At 59.0% G+C, this 19,843-nt stretch carries 16 protein-coding genes; all 16 read right to left on the bottom strand.

Features of this window, described 5'->3' with window-relative positions; all coding sequences use genetic code 11:
• Positions 1-3: 3 nt before the first annotated feature.
• Positions 4-1,170: a glycosyltransferase family 4 protein gene (locus tag KTR60_RS06595; protein WP_228401977.1), complete on the bottom strand. Its 1,167-nt coding sequence runs from the start codon at positions 1,168-1,170 to the stop codon at positions 4-6.
• Positions 1,167-2,063 carry a glycosyltransferase family 2 protein gene (locus tag KTR60_RS06590; RefSeq protein WP_228401976.1) on the bottom strand — a complete coding sequence of 299 codons (897 nt, stop codon included), beginning with the start codon at positions 2,061-2,063 and terminating at the stop codon, positions 1,167-1,169. Before KTR60_RS06590 ends, KTR60_RS06595 begins: the two co-directional genes overlap by 4 nt.
• Positions 2,060-3,271: a hypothetical protein gene (locus KTR60_RS06585; RefSeq protein WP_228401975.1), complete on the bottom strand. Its 1,212-nt coding sequence runs from the start codon at positions 3,269-3,271 to the stop codon at positions 2,060-2,062. The genes KTR60_RS06590 and KTR60_RS06585 overlap by 4 nt, the downstream gene beginning before the upstream one ends.
• Positions 3,268-4,479: a glycosyltransferase family 4 protein gene (locus tag KTR60_RS06580; protein ID WP_228401974.1), complete on the bottom strand. Its 1,212-nt coding sequence runs from the start codon at positions 4,477-4,479 to the stop codon at positions 3,268-3,270. Before KTR60_RS06580 ends, KTR60_RS06585 begins: the two co-directional genes overlap by 4 nt.
• A 1-nt stretch (position 4,480) precedes the next feature.
• Positions 4,481-5,806: an O-antigen ligase family protein gene (locus KTR60_RS06575; protein WP_228401973.1), complete on the bottom strand. Its 1,326-nt coding sequence runs from the start codon at positions 5,804-5,806 to the stop codon at positions 4,481-4,483.
• Positions 5,793-7,316, bottom strand: coding sequence for a sugar transferase (locus KTR60_RS06570; RefSeq protein WP_228401972.1), 1,524 nt, complete (start codon positions 7,314-7,316; stop codon positions 5,793-5,795). The genes KTR60_RS06575 and KTR60_RS06570 overlap by 14 nt, the downstream gene beginning before the upstream one ends.
• A gap of 879 nt (positions 7,317-8,195) precedes the next feature.
• The gene (locus KTR60_RS06565) at positions 8,196-8,534 is read right to left on the bottom strand and encodes a GNAT family N-acetyltransferase (protein WP_228401971.1); all 339 of its coding nucleotides are present in this window, start codon (positions 8,532-8,534) and stop codon (positions 8,196-8,198) included.
• Between the two features lie 381 nt (positions 8,535-8,915).
• Entirely contained in the window at positions 8,916-10,361 is a 1,446-nt protein-coding gene (locus KTR60_RS06560) for a polysaccharide biosynthesis tyrosine autokinase (RefSeq protein WP_007726623.1), read from the bottom strand.
• A gap of 639 nt (positions 10,362-11,000) precedes the next feature.
• The gene (locus tag KTR60_RS06555; RefSeq protein WP_007726621.1) at positions 11,001-12,326 is read right to left on the bottom strand and encodes a UDP-glucose dehydrogenase family protein; all 1,326 of its coding nucleotides are present in this window, start codon (positions 12,324-12,326) and stop codon (positions 11,001-11,003) included.
• Positions 12,327-12,378: 52 nt separating this feature from the next.
• On the bottom strand, positions 12,379-13,347 hold the full coding sequence (locus KTR60_RS06550; RefSeq protein WP_054187555.1) for a GDP-L-fucose synthase family protein: 969 nt from the start codon (positions 13,345-13,347) through the stop codon (positions 12,379-12,381).
• A complete protein-coding gene (gene gmd / locus KTR60_RS06545) occupies positions 13,344-14,375 on the bottom strand; it encodes a GDP-mannose 4,6-dehydratase (RefSeq protein WP_064114234.1) in 1,032 nt (343 codons plus the stop codon). The genes KTR60_RS06550 and gmd overlap by 4 nt, the downstream gene beginning before the upstream one ends.
• A gap of 46 nt (positions 14,376-14,421) precedes the next feature.
• Positions 14,422-15,606 (bottom strand): polysaccharide biosynthesis protein, encoded by a 1,185-nt coding sequence (locus KTR60_RS06540; RefSeq protein WP_228401970.1) that lies wholly within the window; start codon positions 15,604-15,606, stop codon positions 14,422-14,424.
• A 164-nt stretch (positions 15,607-15,770) separates the two neighbouring features.
• Positions 15,771-16,697, bottom strand: coding sequence for a glycosyltransferase family 2 protein (locus tag KTR60_RS06535; protein WP_007726615.1), 927 nt, complete (start codon positions 16,695-16,697; stop codon positions 15,771-15,773).
• The gene (locus KTR60_RS06530; protein WP_003943625.1) at positions 16,687-17,478 is read right to left on the bottom strand and encodes a glycosyltransferase; all 792 of its coding nucleotides are present in this window, start codon (positions 17,476-17,478) and stop codon (positions 16,687-16,689) included. Before KTR60_RS06530 ends, KTR60_RS06535 begins: the two co-directional genes overlap by 11 nt.
• Positions 17,475-18,524, bottom strand: a complete 1,050-nt coding sequence (locus KTR60_RS06525; protein ID WP_007726612.1) for a glycosyltransferase — start codon at positions 18,522-18,524, stop codon at positions 17,475-17,477. Before KTR60_RS06525 ends, KTR60_RS06530 begins: the two co-directional genes overlap by 4 nt.
• Positions 18,521-19,843: an O-antigen ligase family protein gene (locus tag KTR60_RS06520; protein WP_054187556.1), complete on the bottom strand. Its 1,323-nt coding sequence runs from the start codon at positions 19,841-19,843 to the stop codon at positions 18,521-18,523. The genes KTR60_RS06525 and KTR60_RS06520 overlap by 4 nt, the downstream gene beginning before the upstream one ends.

Genomic DNA, 19,843 nt, shown 5'->3' with positions numbered 1-19,843 from the left:
GTCTCACCACTTCTTCGAGTTTGTTTGTCGACGTTCATTGCACTGGCCGTAGCTGCATGACAAGACTGATGTCAACCGAGATCGAGTCCAATCACGCTGCGGTTCAAAGAAAGAAAGCTCGGTCTCGACAATCGATCGAGCGATACGAGAGGAGAGAGTCGACGCCGGAGCAACCTGGATCGTCACGGCGTTCCTACCTGCCAGTGTCGGCACACCGCCGAGATCCAAACAGACCACCGGCAGGCCCACCGCAGCCGCTTCGGCCGCCACCCAGCCGCCCGAATCGTGCATGCTCGGGAAGAGCAGAGCGGAGGAGGCCCCCATCTCGCTTACCACTTCCGATCTGTCGCGCCATCCGCGAAGCGTGACCTGACCGCGCCGATACGGAAGCGACTTCTCGATCCGCCCGCGGGCGGGTCCCTCCCCGACAAAGGTCATGGACCAATCGGTGCCCAGCTGCTCGAGCGCATCCAGAATCAGGTCGATTCCTTTGTATTGCAACAGTCTTCCTACGAACAAGAGTCTTCGTTTCGGTCTGGGTACCGCTTGCTTCTCGATTCCGTCGTAGTCCAGAACACAATTGGGTTGGACGACGACATTGCGTGCCCGCGGTGCGCCTCGTCCGCTGTCGGAGTTCATCGCGATGAAAGTGTCGACTCGTCCGGACATGAAGATGTGTGTCAGTGACCGAACGGCTTTCGTGGAGCAGGTCCGACCTGCCGTGGTTGCCAGGTACCGCATACCGATGCGCCTGGCGAGCGGCATCGGCGGGTAGGTGTTGCCCCCGGCAGGCCCCCATACCAGTCGTACTCCGCCGGCTCCACCGAACAGCACCGGTGGGGGCAACCAGTCGGAGGCGAACGTTGCATGATGCAGGACGTCGAAGTTTGCCGCTTCACGCCGAACGAACAGTGAAGTGTGCCAGAGCCATCGGAGGTATCGACCGTACGATCCGGCTTCTTCCGCGGGCAAAGTCGCTATTCGCACGACACGAACCTCGCAACCGAGCTGTTCACACTCTGATTCCAATGCGGGAGCCTCACCGGAGCGAGTCACCACCGTGATCGACTCACACAGTTCGGAAGCCGCCGAGAGAAGCGCCCAACCCGCACCGGATTCACTCCCCTGATTCGGATCGCAGGCGTATGCCGTCATCAACAACCGTGTCATCGCGCTACCACCAGCCTCTGTGCGCGCGGCGTCCGAGAATCGCTGCGGCTGAATCGCTCTGAGAACCAACCGATGTTGCGTGCACCGTTGTCGAGAACCACGCGCTTGATCCGTGGACTGATCAAGGCAGCGGGGATCAACGTCGCCGACGCGAGTACGAGCAGAGCGCGTTTGGCACTCTGAGCCGCCAACAGTGGCAGCTCGAGCTGTCCCTGACAGACCGCGAGGATTCGTCCGTTGTTGACATACCGGGCGAAGAGCCAGGAATCCCGACGCCGATCCTCGCCTACGGGTTCGTACGCAAGCGCCTCGTCGCACCACAACAACCGGACACCGCCGGCGCTCATCCTGAGCGTGAACTCGGTGTCCTCGCCGCCAGGTAGATCCCAGTCGTCACTGAAGTTCAAGCCGTTCAAAGCCTTCAGGTCCAACAACAGATTTCCAGCGCCTGCAGACGCAACCGGGGTGCCGGTCGAATGGCGAACGCGAGTGTGCAATGGAAGTTCCGAGGCAGGCGGACCCACCGGAATCACAGGACCGGCCACAGCACCTGCGTCGAAATCTGCTGCGCAGGTGAGGAGATTCGACAGCCAGTCGACATCGACGTACTCGTCGTCGTCGACGAAGACGATGTAACGACGATCTCGTGCACGGGCGAGATCGACGAGCGCACGTCGCGCCGGAGATACCCCGCCGAATCCGAGATGCAGTCGTTCGATCCCGTCGGCAACATACGTCGGCGTGGTGGATTCCGGATCGTTGTCGCCTACTACGACCTGGGCGGAGGCACCGGAAGCCTGGATCGATGCCCGGACGCTGTCGATGCAGACAGCCAGTTCCGATTCACGACGGAAGGTCAGAATCGCCACTACGACGCCGCTGGGATTCTTCATGAGAGGTCAACTTTCGGTCGGGCGTCACGGTTCATCGAAACCAGAAGTGCGACGCTCGCGCTGACGCACGCCGACGCGGCCAATGCTCCTGCGACGGGTACGGCACTGTCGGTCAGTCCCGCCCCGAGAACGATCAGAAACTGCAGAGGTAACAGCAAGGCGCGAAATCTGTTGAGGTTTCCCGTCTTGTCCACGACGCGGATCGACGTGCCGACTCCCAGCAGAATCCCGTTGAACGCCACCGCCAACCCGCACAGCAGAATGACCGGTATCAAGTTCGGAAAGTGCGGCCCGACCAGATGATCCATCAATCGCACTCCCAAGAATCGAATCTCGAGCGTGAGACAGATCAGCGAAACGCAGATGATCGAAACCCAGAAGATCTGCAAGCCCACTCGGCGGCCGAGTGCCATGCACTCGCTCGGGCTCATCGCTTCGACACCACTGCCGAACTTACGCATCAGAATTGGCGAGATGCCCGCGAACATCAAGGACAGCGGACCGAGCAGTGTCTGGGCAGTTCTGATCTCACCGATCATCGAGATCGACGCCACCACAGTGAGTATCAAGAACATCGCCTGCTGCGCAGCTGATCCCATCAATATCTCGATCGCAAACGGCACGGATCTATATCGGTGAGTGCGCGAGTACCTGATCGACGGCACCGGCGGTACCAGACGCATGGATGCGTGACCGAGAGCGAGCGCGACGAAGACACCGACCGTATAGGTCACGAGTGCAAGTGTCAGATTTTCGACCAGGAAAGCTGCAATAAGGACGAACGAGAGTGTCACGATCTGTATCGACACAGAGATCCAACTCGCACCGTCGTGCATCAGCATCGTGCGTATCACGTCCAACACCACGAAACCAGCTGCAGCCAAGGCGTATACCGTGAGATCCATCGAGTCCGAGCCGGCGATCACGAACAGTGCCCACACCGATGTCACCGATACCGCCGCCAGCACGATCGTGGGCGCCAACGCCGGTCCACGCTCGTCAGACCCCGCCCCTCGCGACAGCCAGACGTCGACGCCGATCGCTCTCCCCAGTGCCAGTGCCAACAGACCCGCCGATTGAATCACGGCAACCTGGCCGACTTCGATCGGACCACCGAGTCGTGCCACCGAGGTGAGAACGACAAAAGTGAGGACGCTCGAAAGCCCTTGATCGGCCATGAATGTCACATGCCGAGTGCGATCTTTCACGATCTCACCTCGTCGATGAGCTCACGCATCGACGTCGCCGCTTTGTGCGATGTGAAGCGATTCGAGTAGTGACGATAAGCGGATCTGCGTATCGCCGATCGATCGTCCGCTCCGAAGATTCGATCGAGGGCCTCGCGTATCGACGACTCTTCCAAGGTATGGAGAGGCGTTCCGCCCGGTCCGACGATGTCCGCGAGTGCACCGTTGGTTGCGTAGATGACCGGGGTGCCAACCGACATCGATTCGATCGCAACGCGTCCGAACGGTTCTGCCCATTGAGACGGCACCACGGACGCCGCACTGTCGCGAAGTATCTCGATCACATCTTCGTGCGAAGTGAATCCGGCCAGCGTGACGTTGTCGAGAGCTGCGCTTATGCTGGAGATCTCGCCGTACTGCGGTCCGTCACCGAGAACTGTGAGCGAGGTACTTCCAGCGCCCTGCGGCCAGTTGCGCACCAAATCCAGGACGCCCTTCTCCGGTGTCAGTCGGCTGACGCACACAACCGAATCAGTGCTCCGAAACTCGGGTTCATTTTCTTCGAATCCGAAGTTCGGACGAACCACGACGCGGCCAGAACTGATCAGTCGTCCTTCGACCAGACGTGCTGTCATCGCGCTCGTTGCGACGAACCTGTGCTGCTTCCACCCAAAGACGCTCAGCTTGACCGCCGTAGCGCTCAGGTAGCAGACAAGGCTCTGCAGTCGGCTGTTTCCGTAGCATCCGTTGCGGACACAACTCGTGAAGTATTTGGTGGAACCGCATTCGGTGCACGTGCCATCTGCGCGCAACTTGGCTGACGGTGTGGCGAGGCGATAGTTCCGAACCGCCTGCAACGTAGGAATTGCGGCGGCTCTTGCGGCCACGAGCAACGAAGCCGAGAACGCCGGCCAGAGATTGTTCACGTAGATGACGTCGGGGCGCTCCGAACGGATGATGCGCAACGCATCGACTAGTACGCGAGGACTGAACACTGCGGTGACTGCCGCCCACGGTCCCCGGGAGATCTTGGAATTCTCGGTGGTGCACTGAACCGTCTCGTATCCGATCGATTTCAGGAGCTTGGATTCGTTGGCGAAGCTCTGCTCCTCACCACCCGGATTCCGATAGATCGCATGGAACATCAAGGCTTTCGGCGGCGTGAATCCACCGGCGGACGTCGGGTTCACTTCAGGCTTCGAACGCGCTACATCGAACGACTTGTACATCTCAGTGACCTCCTCTTCGCTCCGGAGCGAACCTGTACGCGTCGTTCTTGTCGGCACGAACGCCACGGATCGACAACTCGGCGTTCCCCGCACTGTGGGAGCGGTGGGTCGAGGGTCCGTACGGCGCCAGGAAGACCCATGCGATCAGCCACATGGCGCCGAAGAAGAGCGTCGACTCCGTCAAGTCCATCGAGAAGACGAGAACCATGATCGCGACGACGGCGATGTACTCCGTTCTGCTGCGGGCTCGCCCGAGCGCCGTGCTCAGAAGCAGGTAATAGCCGGCCAACAGCAGCAGGAATCCGATCCAACCGATCTGCAGCCGAATGTCGAGCATTCCGTTGTGTGCGCTGGTCGCCGGAAAGGACAGCTTTGACCGAATCATCTGCCCCACTGCACTGTCCGGCGCCCACACCGAGCCGAAGCCCCATCCGAGCAGAGGCCGCTGTTCGGCGTAGTAGTCGGATACCGTCCAGAGATGTAACCGGCCGGTCAGCGTGACATCTCGCGAGAGTAGCGCCGCGACATCGGGTCCGAGCACCTTCATCGCGCCGGACACCCCGAGGTACAGGCCGATGATCACAGTCGAGGCGAGGTGAGCGTTCGGTGTCCGTCGAAAGCACCTCAGAGCAAGCATTGTCGCCAGCGCAATCCCCGCAGCGACGAGACCGGTCTGGCTCCGGGCCCCGAACAACACGATGCCGGCGACAGCCATCGCCGCCACCCACGGAATACGCTTGACGTCGGGAAGCATGAGCATGACACCGACAAGTACAACTTCGATGGCAGCCATTCGTCCCAAAGTGTTCTTGTGCGTGAAGATTCCGCGATAAGCAACGGCGCGGGTGTCCACGTCGATGCCAGTCGAAGGATCGAGGAACACGACCATCAGCGACAGCATGAGAAGTACCAGCAAGGTGAGGGCAACAGTCCGCACTCGCACCGCGAAGGTCAACTCACGGGCGACGATGATTCCCGTGATCGCCAGGCACACGACGACGATGCCGGCGACGGCGGAGTTCCGGGGCAGTGTCGACCAGTACCAGCTGGTTGCCGGGACGCCGGCCGAGATCATAAGTGTGAAGGCAGGCCACGTCGTATTGCGTGAGTATCGCCGGTCGAGGAAGTAGACCAACGCAAGTGTCGCCGAAAGAACGGCCGAACCGTGTACGAGCAACGATCCGAGCGCTGTCCTCTGCGTGTACGCCTGAAAGGCTCCGCTCGCGCCGATGACCGCGATCACCAATGCCGTTCGCAAGATCAGCGGATTGTTCGGTGCCTCATTTTCGCAAGGCGCCGGTACCGCCTTCTTGTCAGTAGGCGCCATCACTTCCCACCACCGCCTTGAGCGTCTTCGCGACGATCATGACGTCACCCATCATCGACCAGTTGTCGACGTAGGAAAGATCCAGGCGGACAGTGTCTTCCCACGAAAGATCAGAACGTCCGCTGACCTGCCACAGGCCGGTGACACCGGGCTTGACCAGTAGCCGACGACTGACCGCACCGTCGTACATCTCGACCTCGCGCCGAAGCGGTGGCCGCGGGCCTACAACGCTCATCTCACGCCGGAGGACATTGACGAACTGGGGCAACTCGTCGATCGAGTATCGGCGCATGAATCGACCGACCGTCGTCACACGCGGATCGTCTCGCATCTTGAAAAGCACTCCGGCGCCTTCGTTCTCCTTCATCAGCGCCGTGACCTGTGAATCCGCATTCTGGACCATCGAGCGGAACTTGAGCATGGGGAACGGCTGACCGTCCAACCCCATCCGCTCGGACTTGTACAGAACCGGCCCCTTGCTCGTGAGCTTGACGGCGATCGCAGCCGCCAGAAGCACCGGACTGATCACGGCCAGCACGAGCGCCGCGAAAGCAACGTCGAAGGTCGTCTTCGAGAACTTCTGTGCGCCGTGATAGCGCGGACGCTCGACATGAATCAGCGGAAATCCTGCGACCGGGCGCATCGAGAGCCTCGGCCCGGACACATCCAGAATCCCCGGTGCGACAACAAGGTCCACATGATCGCGCTCGAGATCCCAGGCCAGCTTGCGCAGCCCTTCCGGTCCGAGTCGCTCCGACGCCGTCACCGCCACCGTGTCGGCACCGACCTGTTCGAGTGCGTCGGTGACACTGTGCTCGTCTCCGAGCACCGGAATGTCCCGACCGTTCACTGTGACAACTTCGCCCACGTCTCCTCCGTAGCCGGGTACGCAGACTCCGACAACTCGGTATCCATGGGCATCGTCGCGCTCGAGGTTGCGTGCAAGATCGACAACCGCCCCTCGCACACCGACCACAAGTACGGCAGTTCGAAATTCACCTCGGGCTCGCTCACGAGCAATCACCCGTCGCCAGATCCAACGACTCGCGATCAAGGCGGTCAATCCCATCGGAAACGCCACGGCAAGGTACAGGCGCGCGATCTCCAGGTGAAGGAGAAGGCTGGCGATCGCAATCAGTCCGAACAGGCGGAGCGTTCCGACAGCGATCAATCGGTACTCTTCAGGGCCGCTTCCGATCACGCGAGGAGATCTGGTCCGAAATACCCTCAGTACGGCAAACCAGCCGACAATCAGGGCGAAAGACAGTGCGGTGTAGCTGAAATGGCCGAATGCTTCACCGTCGACGACATCCGCGTCGCTACCGAATCGCCACCATTGAGCCAGAAACACAACTGCCGCAACGATGATCGTGTCGGTGATCGCCAGACGACGAAGATACGCAGATTGCCATTTCCTGCGTGCGGAAACTCCACCGGCCCTCTCCGGCGTTACTCGTCGGTGTTGTTGTGGCCGCTCTTTCGTGGGCGCGGCCATCTCGAGAACCGTCATGTGTTCAGAAACCTTTCCCCATGCACAGAATTCGGCCCGAAGATGTTCACCGGCCGAGGTCCATCGGACCGCCTTGCCGATTCCCGAAACTTCGACAGCGAAGCAACTGCTCCGCATTGCTGCGTTCAGTGCGTATGGTCGCATTACGTGCGCCTTGCAGTTAACCCGGCGACTATTGTCAGGCCTCGGCCCAACTGTCGATTATTGCGGCATTGCCGCAGCTCACACCCCGTGATTGAAGCAGAGTCCACTAACAACCCAAACACAGGACGATCGGCGATTTCTCCTCGCCCGCTGACGTCGCCGGCCTCGATATTGCCAGGACTCACATCTTGGCAACCCTTCGGCTAGCTGGTCAGTACCAGTGAGGAGTTTGCCACATTCCGGACAGCGTGGCAATAGCGCTTTCCGAAGTTCTTCCCGACGCCAGCATTGACGTCAGTTATTCACCCTCCGACAAGAAGGAGTGAACATTGCTCACCATTACCATTGCGTACCTATAGTTTTCATCGCCTAGCCCATTTGGGCTCCGCGTTTGGACGAAAACCAGCACGCGGTTGGTAAACACTCTGCAATCCATACTTTGATGCGCTCAGCGTCGACTCAGCCCTGGACGATTGTCGACACTTCGCCCCTGGGCGTCTTACCTACTCCTGGCCGGCATTGCGCGAACCTACGATCGGGCGACACCGAGAATTCAGACATGCAAAAGGAGGAGTGTGGACCGCCAGCGATCGCCTGTGAGGTCCTGAAATAGTTGCAGCACAGCCTAATTAGGGACATGCGAGTTGCGCAGCCGTTCGGCTGCAAAGCGGGCGACTGCTACCGATGGCTATGGCCATGGCCATGGCCATGGCAAGCGTGTGTGGCCGTGTAGGGTCAACGGACGCTCGACACGCTCGTTCGCACCCAGTAGCGGAGCGTGTCTCTCGAACAACCGACATTGCGGGACAACTGATCAGCTGGGCGCACGCTCTCGAGTAAACCCCCGCACGCTTCGATTGCCTTACGCGAAACGGGGTTCCTTTCGTCGCAGGTAACCAGGACGCGACTGAGCCCCACCGGGTCGCCGACATACGCGAGCACCTCACCCAGAGCAGTCGCCGCTATCCCTTTCTGGCGCTCCGACCGACGGACCCCGTGGCCGATATGACCACCGACGTCGGCCAAGAACTCGTTCATGCTGAGTCGCAGCTGGCCGACAACCCCCGCACCCACTGTCCAAATCCATCGAGGGATGCCAGATCGACATCTAGGCGTTGCGAAACTCTCGAGGCCGAATCGGGCTGGTCCGCCTGCGGTCCGCCACACTCGCTACGCGATTCCAACCAAGACGCCCACAAGGCCTCGTCGGTCGCAACCAGATCGACAGTCATAGAGGCACCGGTCAAGCAGGGACAGCTGAGACCGCAGCGTCACATCCCGCATGCCCGTGCCTACCCGATTACTGCGACGGCCGATGAACCTGCATTCCGGCAGTGCGCGTCGCAGACTCAGACGACCCGACTAGAGATTGCGTCCGATTCACCACACAGAGAAGGGCCCCCGAGCATTGCTCGAGGGCCCTATGAGGCGTCGGGATTTTAAAGTACGACCAGGTCAGATGACTGTCGACGTGACCTTTCGTTCGCCGACTGGATTGCTGTCCACGGACCCTTCCACGGCCACGTCAGCGACAACCGGATCGGAATCGTAGTAGTACTTGTACTCGTAGACACCACGACCGTTCAGCGGGGTCATCGTGATGACAGTACCGAGAATCGTCGCGCCCACACTGTGGAGATTGCCGACCGCCCTGCTCAGCTGTTCCCTCTTCGTCGTGCCGTGACGAGCAATCACTAGCGCACCGTCCGCCAGCGCTGAAAGAACTGCAGCATCCGTAACCGGAAGCAACGGCGAGGCGTCGATGATGACGTAGTCGAACCTTCTGCGGAGATCGGTAAAGACCGCATGGGCAGTGTCAGTGCCCAGAAGTTCGCTCGGGTTCGGGGGAATCGGACCTGAGGCAAGAACCGTCAGGTCAGCATTGCTCGTGACTTGAAGTACGTCGTCGAGATCTGCTTGCCCGGCCAGGACCGAGCTCAGACCAACGCTTCCGATAAGTCCCAGATACTTCGAAACGCGAGGCTTACGGAGGTCACCTTCGACGAGACACACCTTCTTGCCTGCCTCGGCCAACACGAGTGCGATGTTCACCGCAGTCGTGGTCTTTCCCTCGGAGGGAAGAGAACTCGTAACGACGATGACACTCGGTGGGCGATCCACGGCCAGGAACTGCAGATTGGTTCGCAGCTCGCGGTACGCCTCGGCACTTGCGGAGTTGCCCTCGTGGAAGTTGATCGCTTGATGAACTTCGCGTTCCTTGTCGAACGGAATTGTTCCCACCATCGCCGCGCCGGCGATGTCTTCGACCACCTTGCGCTCTTTGACGGTGTTGTCCAGGCGATCACGCACCACAGCCAACCCGATCCCCAGCAGAAGCCCGATCGCGGCACCGAGCGCCACGTTCCGCGAAGTCTTCGGCGACACCGGTTCCGCGGGAGTTTGTGCTCGCTGTTCGACAACGACGCGCGCAGGTGCTGTGCCACCATTTGCGGGCGTACCCAGATCTTTGACCATCACGACAAACTCGTCCGAGAGCGCATTTGCGATTTCACGTGCCAGTTCAGGCGACGCATCTTGCACGCTCAAATCGAGCAGTACTGTATCCGGCGCCGATGTGGCGGTCACCTTGGACGAAATCTCCGCAGCGGAAAGCCCGCCGAGTCGATCGGGCCCGACTGAATCGATCGTTCTCTGTGCCAGTGTCTCGCCGGTAAGGAGCTTGGCGTAGGAAGTGACCAACTGCTGTGAGAGCTGGTTACCTTGGTAAGCCTCGTTCACGGTTGTTCCGGTAGAAGTCGACACGAACAGGCGCGTGGAAGCCTGGTAGATCGGCGTGGCAATCAACGAGGCGCCCAATGCGCCCAAGATCACGACCACAGTGACGACAGCGACTATCTTCCACCGTGCCTGCAAAATCTTCAGGTAGTCCCGTACATCCATCGTCGAATCTCCTTCGGCTCGAACACGTATCACGTCTTCGAGTAGTAATCGACAGCCGCTGTCGAGCCGCTGCACTCAATGCAGGCTGAACGAGGCAGCCAATCTTCTATCGCGTGTCCCTGCGTCACAGCGCGAGGTATTTGCCGAAACAGCCAGGGGGGAGAGGCCTTCACGGCATCTCACACATCTCACTTCCTGGCCGATGCATGATCGGGAAGTGGCGAACACGCGACACTGACAAACCCGCGACACTGACATCGGGCCCACTCACACATCGCGCAGAGCAGACACAACGTGCAGCCAGGCTGAACTCTACTGCGTCATTGGTCTTTTCACCACCGCAACGGAGCCTCGAAACTTCCTAGACATCGTCAGTCGACTGTGCCGACCATGAAAGGGTCACATACCACAGCGGGCCGTAGGACCAACGTCCGTCGACGACCAACTACGCAACTTGCCGCCGGAAGTTGATGCATACCAACCGAACAAGGCAACATGCCCCTCACCCTGTGATGCACGAGCGGCTATCCCAGCATCTCCCCCGGCCACAGCTCGCTCGCTGACGGACTTTGGTCCCGGGCACACGGCCACTTCCCCTCGATGCCTACAACACCCACCCTCCGTGAAGGTTTCACCGGTTTACGGCCTTCCGAGACCTCGGTAGGTCCACCCTGCGTCGCGCCAGGTGGTCGGTTCCAGACAGTTACGTCCGTCGATGATGACCTTCTTGCGGACGACAGGTTCGAGGTCCGACGGCAACAACTTTCGAAACTCGGCCCACTCGGTCAGAACCAAGACGACATCAGCGCCTGCACACGCTTCAAGTGCGCTCGAAGTGTAAGTGAGGGTGGGGAACAACGCCTTCGAGTTTCCCATCGCCTTCGGGTCATAGACATTGACGGCAGCGCCTTGCAGCTGAATCTGCCCGGCAACGTTCAGCGCAGGTGAGTCGCGCACGTCGTCGGAGTCAGGCTTGAAGGCTGCACCGAGAACCGCCACATTGGCTCCGAGTAGAGAACCACACGCTTCTCGAGCCAGTTCGACCATCCGAGTACGACGACGCATGTTGATATTGTCGACTTCGCGTAGGAATGTGAGTGCTTGATCTGCTCCCAGCTCACCAGCACGTGCCATGAAAGCACGGATGTCCTTCGGTAAGCAGCCCCCACCGAAACCGATTCCGGCGTTGAGGAATCGCCTACCAATTCTCTCGTCATGGCCGATGGCATCGGCAAGAACGGTCACATCCGCACCTGAAGCCTCGCACACCTCCGAGATCGCATTGATGAACGAGATCTTCGTTGCCAGAAATGCATTGGCTGATGCTTTGACCAACTCCGAAGTCGCAAGGTCGGTCACAACAAAGGGAATACCTTCGTTCAAGAGTTGCTCGTACACTTCACGCGCAATCGATTCCGCACGTCCGGGTCGATTGCGGTCGACCCCGAGCACAAGCCGGTCCGGGTGAAGCGTGTCTTTCACCGCGTAGCCTTCCCGGAGAAATTCCGGGTTCCACGCCACCTCCACGTCTTGTCCGGCAGGCGCCAGTTCCCGTGCCCGCGCACCCAATCGCTCTGCTGTACCGACTGGCACAGTTGATTTCCCGAAGATTACGGTCGGCCTGGTCAAGAGGGGTGCGAGTGTCTCGATCACCGAATCGACAAAACGCATGTCGGCCGCGAACTCCCCCTTCTTCTGCGGCGTACCGACGCCGAGGAAGTGGATGTCGGCGAACTCTGCGGCCTCCTCGTAGGAAGCCGTGAATCGAAGACGTCCCGCGGCTATGTTGCGGCGCAGTACTTCCTCGAGTCCCGGTTCGTAGAAAGGAACCTCCCCAGCTTCGAGCATAGCGAGCTTGTTCGGATCAACATCCACCCCGAGAACCTCGTGACCCAACTCGGCCATGCAAGCTGCGTGTGTCGCCCCGAGGTAGCCTGTGCCGAATACCGCAATACGAGAAGTCATAACGATGTCTGCCTGTCGAAGTCGAGTTTACGTCGAATAATGCTGTAGTACTTCATGTCCTGATCGAATCGACGTTCTGTCGATACCACTCCACGGTCGATGCGATCCCCGCACGAAGATCAATCTTGGGCTGCCACCCCAAATCTCGAAGCTTCCCGATGTCAAGCAACTTCCGCGGCGTCCCGTCAGGTTTCGAATGATCCCATTCGATCTCGCCGTCGAACCCGATCTCGTCCGCCACGATCGCAGAGATCTCCGCGATGCTCTGGTCCTCGCCTGTACCAACATTGACGTGTTCTGCTCCGTCATAGTGGTCGAGCAAATGAAGGCAGGCATCCGCCATGTCGTCGACGTGGAGAAACTCGCGCCTCGGCGTCCCGCTGCCCCAGTTCACGACTGAAGCAGCTCCATCACGGCGCGCGTCGTCGAAGCGTCTGATGAGGGCTGGCAGCACATGAGAGCCCTTGGCAGAGAAGTTGTCACCCGGGCCGTAGAGATTGGTCGGCATCGCGGAGATCCACGGACGCCCGAACTGCTTTCGAACAGCCTGTACCTGCAGGATTCCCGCGATCTTGGCGATGGCATATGCATCGTTCGTCGGTTCCAAATGACCGGTCAGCAAATATTCTTCGCGAATCGGTTGAGGAGCGAATTTCGGGTAGATGCAGGATGATCCGAGGAACAGCAGGCGATCTACGTCGAACTCGGCCGCCGCGTCCATCACGTTCACCTGGATGCGAAGGTTGTCGGAGATGAAGTCCACCGGCAGTGTGCTGTTCGCCAGTATCCCGCCCACCTTGGCTGCCGCGAGGACCACGTTCTTCGGCCTCTCGGCGGCGAAGAACTCGAACACGGCACCGCGGTCGCGAAGATCGAGTTCGGCGGACGTGCGACCGACAAGGCGATTGAAACCGTCGGCCTCCAAACGACGCCAGATCGCTGAACCCACGAGTCCACGATGGCCCGCGACGTACACCGCATCGTTCCGATCGAGGGACTTCTGCGCGTACTCCCCCGTCATCGGGCATGCTCCCAATCCACCAGGTTCGGGCGGTCGATCCAGGGCTTGCCCTCACACTTCAGAGCCTCTACGTCCGCATCGACCATGATTCGAGCCAGCTCGGGGGTATGTACAGTCGCCTTCCAGCCGAGCTTCTGCTCCGCCTTACCTGCATCTCCGATCAACGCGTCTACTTCCGTCGGCCGCAGATAGCGCTCGTCGAAGCGCACATGATCTTCCCAGTTCAGACCCGCGTGCTCGAAGGCCACCGTCAGGAAATCCTTGACCGAGTAGTTACCGCCTGTCGCGAGCACGTAATCGTCCGGCTCGTCGGCCTGAAGCATCCTCCACATTCCCTCCACGTACTCCGGCGCGTAGCCCCAGTCGCGGATTGCATCGAGATTACCCATGTACAAATCGTTTTCCAGGCCGGCCTTGATCCGCGCCACCGCTCGCGTGATCTTGCGAGTTACGAATGTTTCGCCTCGCCGCGGAGATTCGTGGTTGAACAGAATTCCGTTCACGGCAAAGATCCCGTACGCCTCGCGGTAGTTCTTGGTGATCCAGTACGAGTACACCTTCGCCGCACCGTACGGCGATCGCGGATAGAAGGGAGTCTGCTCGTCCTGCGGAGGCGGTGTCGCACCGAACATCTCGGAGCTGGACGCCTGGTAGAACCTGCATTCGAGACCAGCCATCCGGACTGCTTCGAGCAGCCTGATCGACCCGATTCCCGTCGTGTCACCGGTATGTTCGGGCTCGTCGAAACTTACCCGTACATGGGACTGCGCTGCGAGGTTGTAGACCTCGTCCGGGCGTATCTGTGCGAGAAGAGTGACCAAACGCGCCCCGTCGCTGAGATCTCCGTAATGAAGGAACAGTTTTGCATCCGGCGTGTGGGGATCCACATACATGTGATCGATTCGAGCTGTATTGAACGTGGACGATCTACGAATAAGTCCGTGGACCTCGTATCCCTTGCCCAGCAACAACTCCGCGAGATAGGAGCCGTCTTGACCGGTGATGCCTGTGATCAGTGCCTTCTTCATTTCTCTCCTTCATGTATGTGCGACTTCACGATTTTCGGGCAGCTATTCACACGGTCACGCCTGCCTCCACCGCCTTCTCCATGCTTGAAATTCGCCGAACCGAAATATAGATACACGGAATAACCTGGAGTACAACCATTCCTGCGGATAGTCCCAAGTAGAGTGCGGCGGCTCCGAGTTCAGGAATCAGGGATATTGCCAATACCATTCCGACGAGGCCGCTCAGCCAGACACAGAGGACTTGCAACCATAGTCCTCGCGGGTCCATGAGGAACATCGCCGCCGGCTGATGCACCGAAACAACAAGGATGTAAACACTTCCGGCCAAAACGGTTGCCAGCGGGACGACAAGACTTCCACCCGAGACAAACCGAATTCCCGGATAGCTGATGACGACCAGAGCAAGCGCAAATACGGCGCCCACAGTGCCGAGAAGTACTATATGCTGGGCGAATTCACGCACCCGAAGTGTCCCGATTCGGTATCGCTCGCGATATCTTGACCACAAGTTCTGGCCCATCACTCCCAAGATAGCCAGCAGGGGTCCAGCGAATTGCGCCACCACCGAATATTGTGCGACGTCTTCGACCGTTCCAAAAGTGGAGATCAGCAACCTATGGCTCTGGAACCCGACAACCATGCCGATCGATATGAGAAAAAACGGAACCGCCGTTTCAGCTATGCGAACTCGCACCGGGCTTGTAAGACGCCAGCCGATCAACGAACCCTCATCGCCGGAAATCGATCGAAGCGCGAGAGCAAGGGTAAGAAATCCGACGGCGAGGTAGCCTGCGCACGGTGCCAGAACAAACAGGTAGGCCGGCGCCTGAGTAGTCCAACAAACCCCTATCACGATCAGTTGAATGATCGGACCGATCAACGCTGCGGTAACGACAACGCGCATCTTTCCGCAACCCTGCAGGATGCGTGACCCCAAACCCAATGGAATACCAACTGCCGCAGATACAATCACTACTGTGGCCAGCGCCGACGCATGATCCATCTCACCGACTGCGCCTAGAACTGGCACCCACAGCCCCATCTGATAGAACAGGAACGCGAGGCTTGCGACAGCGAGGGATACCAGAACGGTGACCAGACTCGCCCGCCGAAAATGGGATTGGAACGACATCCGATCGAGTGCACCACTTCGGTAATCTGCTGTCGCGTTCACCATGGTCGCGCCGATACCGAAGTCCGCGAAGGGAAGTAGATTCAACATGGACGCCATCAGCGCATAGAAGGCGTAGTACTCGACGCCGTAGTCCCGAGACAGAATTGCTATTACGGCGAAGTTCGCGCAAGCGCCGGCCAGCAGACCTACCAGTCGAAAGAACCCGGTCCCGCCCAGGTCGATCGACTTCGCCGACCTCACGTATGAGCTGACCACTGTGTTCACCCTCGTGTCTCCGAGGTTCCAGCGCCAGACACGATTGTGGACTGCTTCAGACCGCTGTCGCCGATCCGAGCGAGTACCTTGTAGCACGCGGCAACTGCTACCTTCACGCAACCCCGCCAGTACAAACCTTGCGCGAACGACGCTCGTCCCATGCGTGCGTTCGCAGCTGCGGCAACCGCCGATGCGCTCATCAGCCGAACTGGGATCCCCAGATGTCGCGCGTAGTGCCCCCTGATCGATTCCTTGCACAACAGCGATTTCTCAGGAGAACCAATGGATTTGCCTGCGTACATCGAATACACGAGGGAAACGGTGTTGTGTTGAACGACTCGGCCGACGACGGATAGACGAATGAACATTTCGTAGTCGTCGGCGTAACGCTCGACGATCTCCGGTACGTCCAGCGCAATCGCTGCTTCGTAATCGGCACGCCGAACCAGCGCCGCTCCCGGTGGAAACGGACCATACCCTTGTGTCAACAGGGTTCGAGTATTGATCTCGGAGTACGACTGATTGTTCAACCGACTACGCCCACGTGGGAGACTCGCCATCACACGTCCAGCGACGACTGCGCAGTCCGCCTGTGCAGAGAGAATACGCAAGGACTCGTGAATGCCGGGTGCGACCAGAAGATCATCCGCGTCCAGGAACACGATGTACGGTGCCGTGACGAGCGTGGCCCCCCGTCGTCTCGCGAGGTATGCACCCGCATTTGGCTGCGTCAGGACACGTATATCGTGGGCGCGACATAACGCGGCGGTACTGTCTGTGGATCCGTCGTCCACCACGATGACTTCCGAAGCGCCCGCATTGTGCGCGCTCTCGATTGACGCCAAAAGTGTGGCTTCCGCGTTGAAAGCTGGTATGACAACTGCGAATTCCGCACTTGATTGCGTTGTGGGTTCCAAATAGTCATCGGACACGAGGAGTCACCCCTGCTAGAACTCGTCTTTGAACACGGTCGGTTTTTGCGAGAAGCGCAACCCCCAAGGACACCGCATAATCGAGCCACTGCGCCCTGAAGACTGTAATTCCGGTCAGGGCGCGTGATCGCCGCATGTCCCGGTAATGATCCATCATGCCCCGCACCGAACCAGCGCCGGCCGAATCAAAGTCACAGAAGAACTCGGTCCACACGCGCGGTTGCGATCGGACCGCCATCTTCAACAGATACAGTTGGTCGGCACTGAGTCCGAATTCGGTATCGTAACCGCCGATCTCAACATGCAGCGACTTCTCGATCACACATGCTTGATGGGGAATGATGTTTCCACCTAGCGCGAATCGGGACAGACTGAACGGGATACGGCCACCGATTCCGATGGAACTTCCGGAGTCGTGGATGTTGCTCAGCCCGTAACCCCACCGCCAAGAGACGCCCCCTCCTTGATGATCTCGAGAGACTCTCTCCAGAACGTCACATGAATGGAACACGTCGGACGAGTGCATGAACCACAGCAACTCGCCACTCGCCAGTTCCGCACCGATGTTCATTGCGTCATAGCGACCGCTGTCGAGGCCTGTGTTCCACACTAACGAATCACCCAACGAATCAAGGTATTCGACAGTTCCATCCGTCGAACCACCATCGATCACGATGTGTTCGACTCCCTGTGCACTCTGAGCCCGGACGCTCTCGATCGTGCGGACCAGCCCCGAAAGATCATTCCTGGTGATGGTAATGACGGTGACCGATGAAGTCATCGAGAAGCCCCTATCGCGAATGCATAGGCGTCGATGAGTGCTGTACGCGAACTCATGACGTCCACTGTTCGGTTGAAATATTGTGTCTTGGCTTGAACAGTCGTTCGGTAGTCCAGGCAGTCGAAGTAATGTGTGACGGCCATTGACAGAGACTCCGCAGTATTGCCAGCGACTGGATAGCCAAGCGAGACCATACTTTTGATGTCACGACTGATCACCGAGACACCGACCGCGGCGGCTTCCGCAGCGGAAATCGGAGCGCCCTCCCAGGCCGCGGTATGGAGATACAGCGAACTGGCGCGCACTTCATCCAGCACCTGTTCAGCTGGAATCCAGCCCGTCACCCGAACCCCGGATTCCACGAGACTTTCTTTCAACCCGGCTTCGCCGTCTCCTACCCACACGAACTCGAACCTGCTCGACAACCTTGCTGCAATATCGGCGAACAGTTGGGGATCCTTTTGGGGAAATATCCTTCCCACCATCACTACTCGGCTTCTTTCAGCCGATGCTTCCGCTGTCCGAGGGCTGCTTGCGCGCAAATATGCGCCGTGATCGGTCGGGGATACATTGCCGACCACGATGGAGGTGGAGGAGTTCGACAACTCCGTAGTCAACTCGGCTTCTCGTCCACTCACGGCAACAACGCACTGACGCCGAATCGAGAGTAGCCCACGCTCAACGGACTTGTAGAGTACCCGCGCCAGGGGACTGACGTCGGTGCGCTCGAATGCGTAACAGTGTGGGGTGTATACGATTCCAGCTCGGTGCCCCGGGATGATCCGGGCGAGACCGGCAAGACTGGAATGCAGGTGGAGAACATCGAAATCTCCCCGGCGCACCATACGAATCGCGGACAGCAAAAGTGCGGCCAAACTTCCAGGTACCAATGTCACGCTGAGTTCGGAGGGGAAATTGTATGTGCTCTGCCCGGCCCGTTCGCGAGCAATCACGCAGTGATGCATTTCTGGCGTCAACGCCTGATAGTTCAAGATCGCGGTGCTTACACCTCCTCCGAGCGCTTCCGTGACATGCAGAACTTTCATCGCGCACCATCCCTCGTCAGGCCGGCATCAACATGTGAGCTTCGAATATCTTCCATCGCAAGGTCTTCCGTCTCCGAAGTATCAACTGATCTTTTCCGCATACCCGAGGAGCACAAGAGAAGAATGAGAGGGCACAGGAAGGGAAGCAGACCGGTTCGATACGGTTGGATGGGCGCCTCCAGAAATCCCACAGCGACCGTAGTTACGATCAGCGCCCATGCCAAGTATCGATTTTCCACGTCAGTGGTCAGCAACGCCCAGGCCGCAGCGACGACAAGCACGGCAATTCCGAGAAACCCGACGGCAACGCCGAGTTCTAACCAAATGTTGTGCGCGGCATAGTTGGAGGAGAAGCGATACGCGTTATGCTCCGTCCAATAGTTCGCGCCGTGACCAACATTCGGACTCTCCGAAATCAGCTCCTTCGCCCTCATCCACAAAGCACCGCGATAGGTGTAATCGCGGAGCCCGTAAACTCGGAACACTGGCACAAAAGAAATCACCAACGCAACCATCGCAGCTGCCAGAGCCACAACCCGCGACATGCGGTTTCCGATACCGAGGACTACGAGGTAGCCGAGAACCAGACCGATCATCGCTGTTCGACTGCCAGAAATTTCGATCACGATGAGGCTCGCCAGTCCAACCGCCGCAACTGTGATCCAGTGTTGCCGATACACGGCAACGACGCTCAGCAGTGCGACACACAGCCCCAGGAAGTTGCCATTGCCTGTGATCGATGACGTGAGCACTTGGCCCGCCACAGTGCACTTGTCCAACCGACAGGTCTCGACCACAGCCTCAGGCCAGACGACGAAAACCACAGCCATGCTCAGACAAAGCGCAAGCAGACCCTGGTAACAAAGACGGGGCCAGTTCAGTACGTCAACCGAGAGCGCGCGGCACCACAGGAGCGTAGGCACAATCATGAATATCGCTCCGACGACACCGATGTCCACGACCCCGAAGATGAGGATCGGCATGATCGCCACCGCCATGACCAGTATCGCGGGGATATAGGGGAATGAATCTCGGGACCCGAGAGAGGCGATGAAAATCGCGATTCCGATGACAATCGAAGGCACGTAGGAGATCACGAAGACCGCGGAGCCAGAAACTGGAAGGTATAGGGCAAGGACGCTACCTAACACCGCCTTGAAAAGGACCGGCCATATCACCGATACCCAAAACCAGATCCCGATCAGCCCGCTTCTGGTACCTGTTGAGGTTTGACGGCGGGTTGGCAACACCGTCACCCCACGTACACGTGCGATCAGCAAGAGAAAAACACTGGCAAACAACAGGAACGAGAGGTTCAT

The organism is Rhodococcus sp. C1 (assembly GCF_020809065.1).
Lineage (GTDB): Bacteria > Actinomycetota > Actinomycetes > Mycobacteriales > Mycobacteriaceae > Rhodococcus_F > Rhodococcus_F qingshengii.
The sequence above is the reverse complement of the archived record's forward strand: the minus strand, read 5'-3'. Positions and strand labels throughout refer to the sequence as shown.

What these genes read in the sequence shown, in the direction of transcription:
- KTR60_RS06595 (WP_228401977.1), bottom strand. Translation starts at nt 1,170, where the DNA reads ATGACACGGTTGTTGATGACGGCATACGCCTGCGATCCGAATCAGGGG.
- KTR60_RS06590 (WP_228401976.1), bottom strand. Translation starts at nt 2,063, where the DNA reads ATGAAGAATCCCAGCGGCGTCGTAGTGGCGATTCTGACCTTCCGTCGT.
- KTR60_RS06580 (WP_228401974.1), bottom strand. Translation starts at nt 4,479, where the DNA reads ATGTACAAGTCGTTCGATGTAGCGCGTTCGAAGCCTGAAGTGAACCCG.
- KTR60_RS06575 (WP_228401973.1), bottom strand. Translation starts at nt 5,806, where the DNA reads ATGGCGCCTACTGACAAGAAGGCGGTACCGGCGCCTTGCGAAAATGAG.
- KTR60_RS06570 (WP_228401972.1), bottom strand. Translation starts at nt 7,316, where the DNA reads ATGACGGTTCTCGAGATGGCCGCGCCCACGAAAGAGCGGCCACAACAA.
- KTR60_RS06560 (WP_007726623.1), bottom strand. Translation starts at nt 10,361, where the DNA reads ATGGATGTACGGGACTACCTGAAGATTTTGCAGGCACGGTGGAAGATA.
- KTR60_RS06555 (WP_007726621.1), bottom strand. Translation starts at nt 12,326, where the DNA reads ATGACTTCTCGTATTGCGGTATTCGGCACAGGCTACCTCGGGGCGACA.
- KTR60_RS06550 (WP_054187555.1), bottom strand. Translation starts at nt 13,347, where the DNA reads ATGACGGGGGAGTACGCGCAGAAGTCCCTCGATCGGAACGATGCGGTG.
- gmd (WP_064114234.1), bottom strand. Translation starts at nt 14,375, where the DNA reads ATGAAGAAGGCACTGATCACAGGCATCACCGGTCAAGACGGCTCCTAT.
- KTR60_RS06540 (WP_228401970.1), bottom strand. Translation starts at nt 15,606, where the DNA reads ATGGCGTCCATGTTGAATCTACTTCCCTTCGCGGACTTCGGTATCGGC.
- KTR60_RS06530 (WP_003943625.1), bottom strand. Translation starts at nt 17,478, where the DNA reads ATGACTTCATCGGTCACCGTCATTACCATCACCAGGAATGATCTTTCG.
- KTR60_RS06525 (WP_007726612.1), bottom strand. Translation starts at nt 18,524, where the DNA reads ATGAAAGTTCTGCATGTCACGGAAGCGCTCGGAGGAGGTGTAAGCACC.
- KTR60_RS06520 (WP_054187556.1), bottom strand. Translation starts at nt 19,843, where the DNA reads ATGAACCTCTCGTTCCTGTTGTTTGCCAGTGTTTTTCTCTTGCTGATC.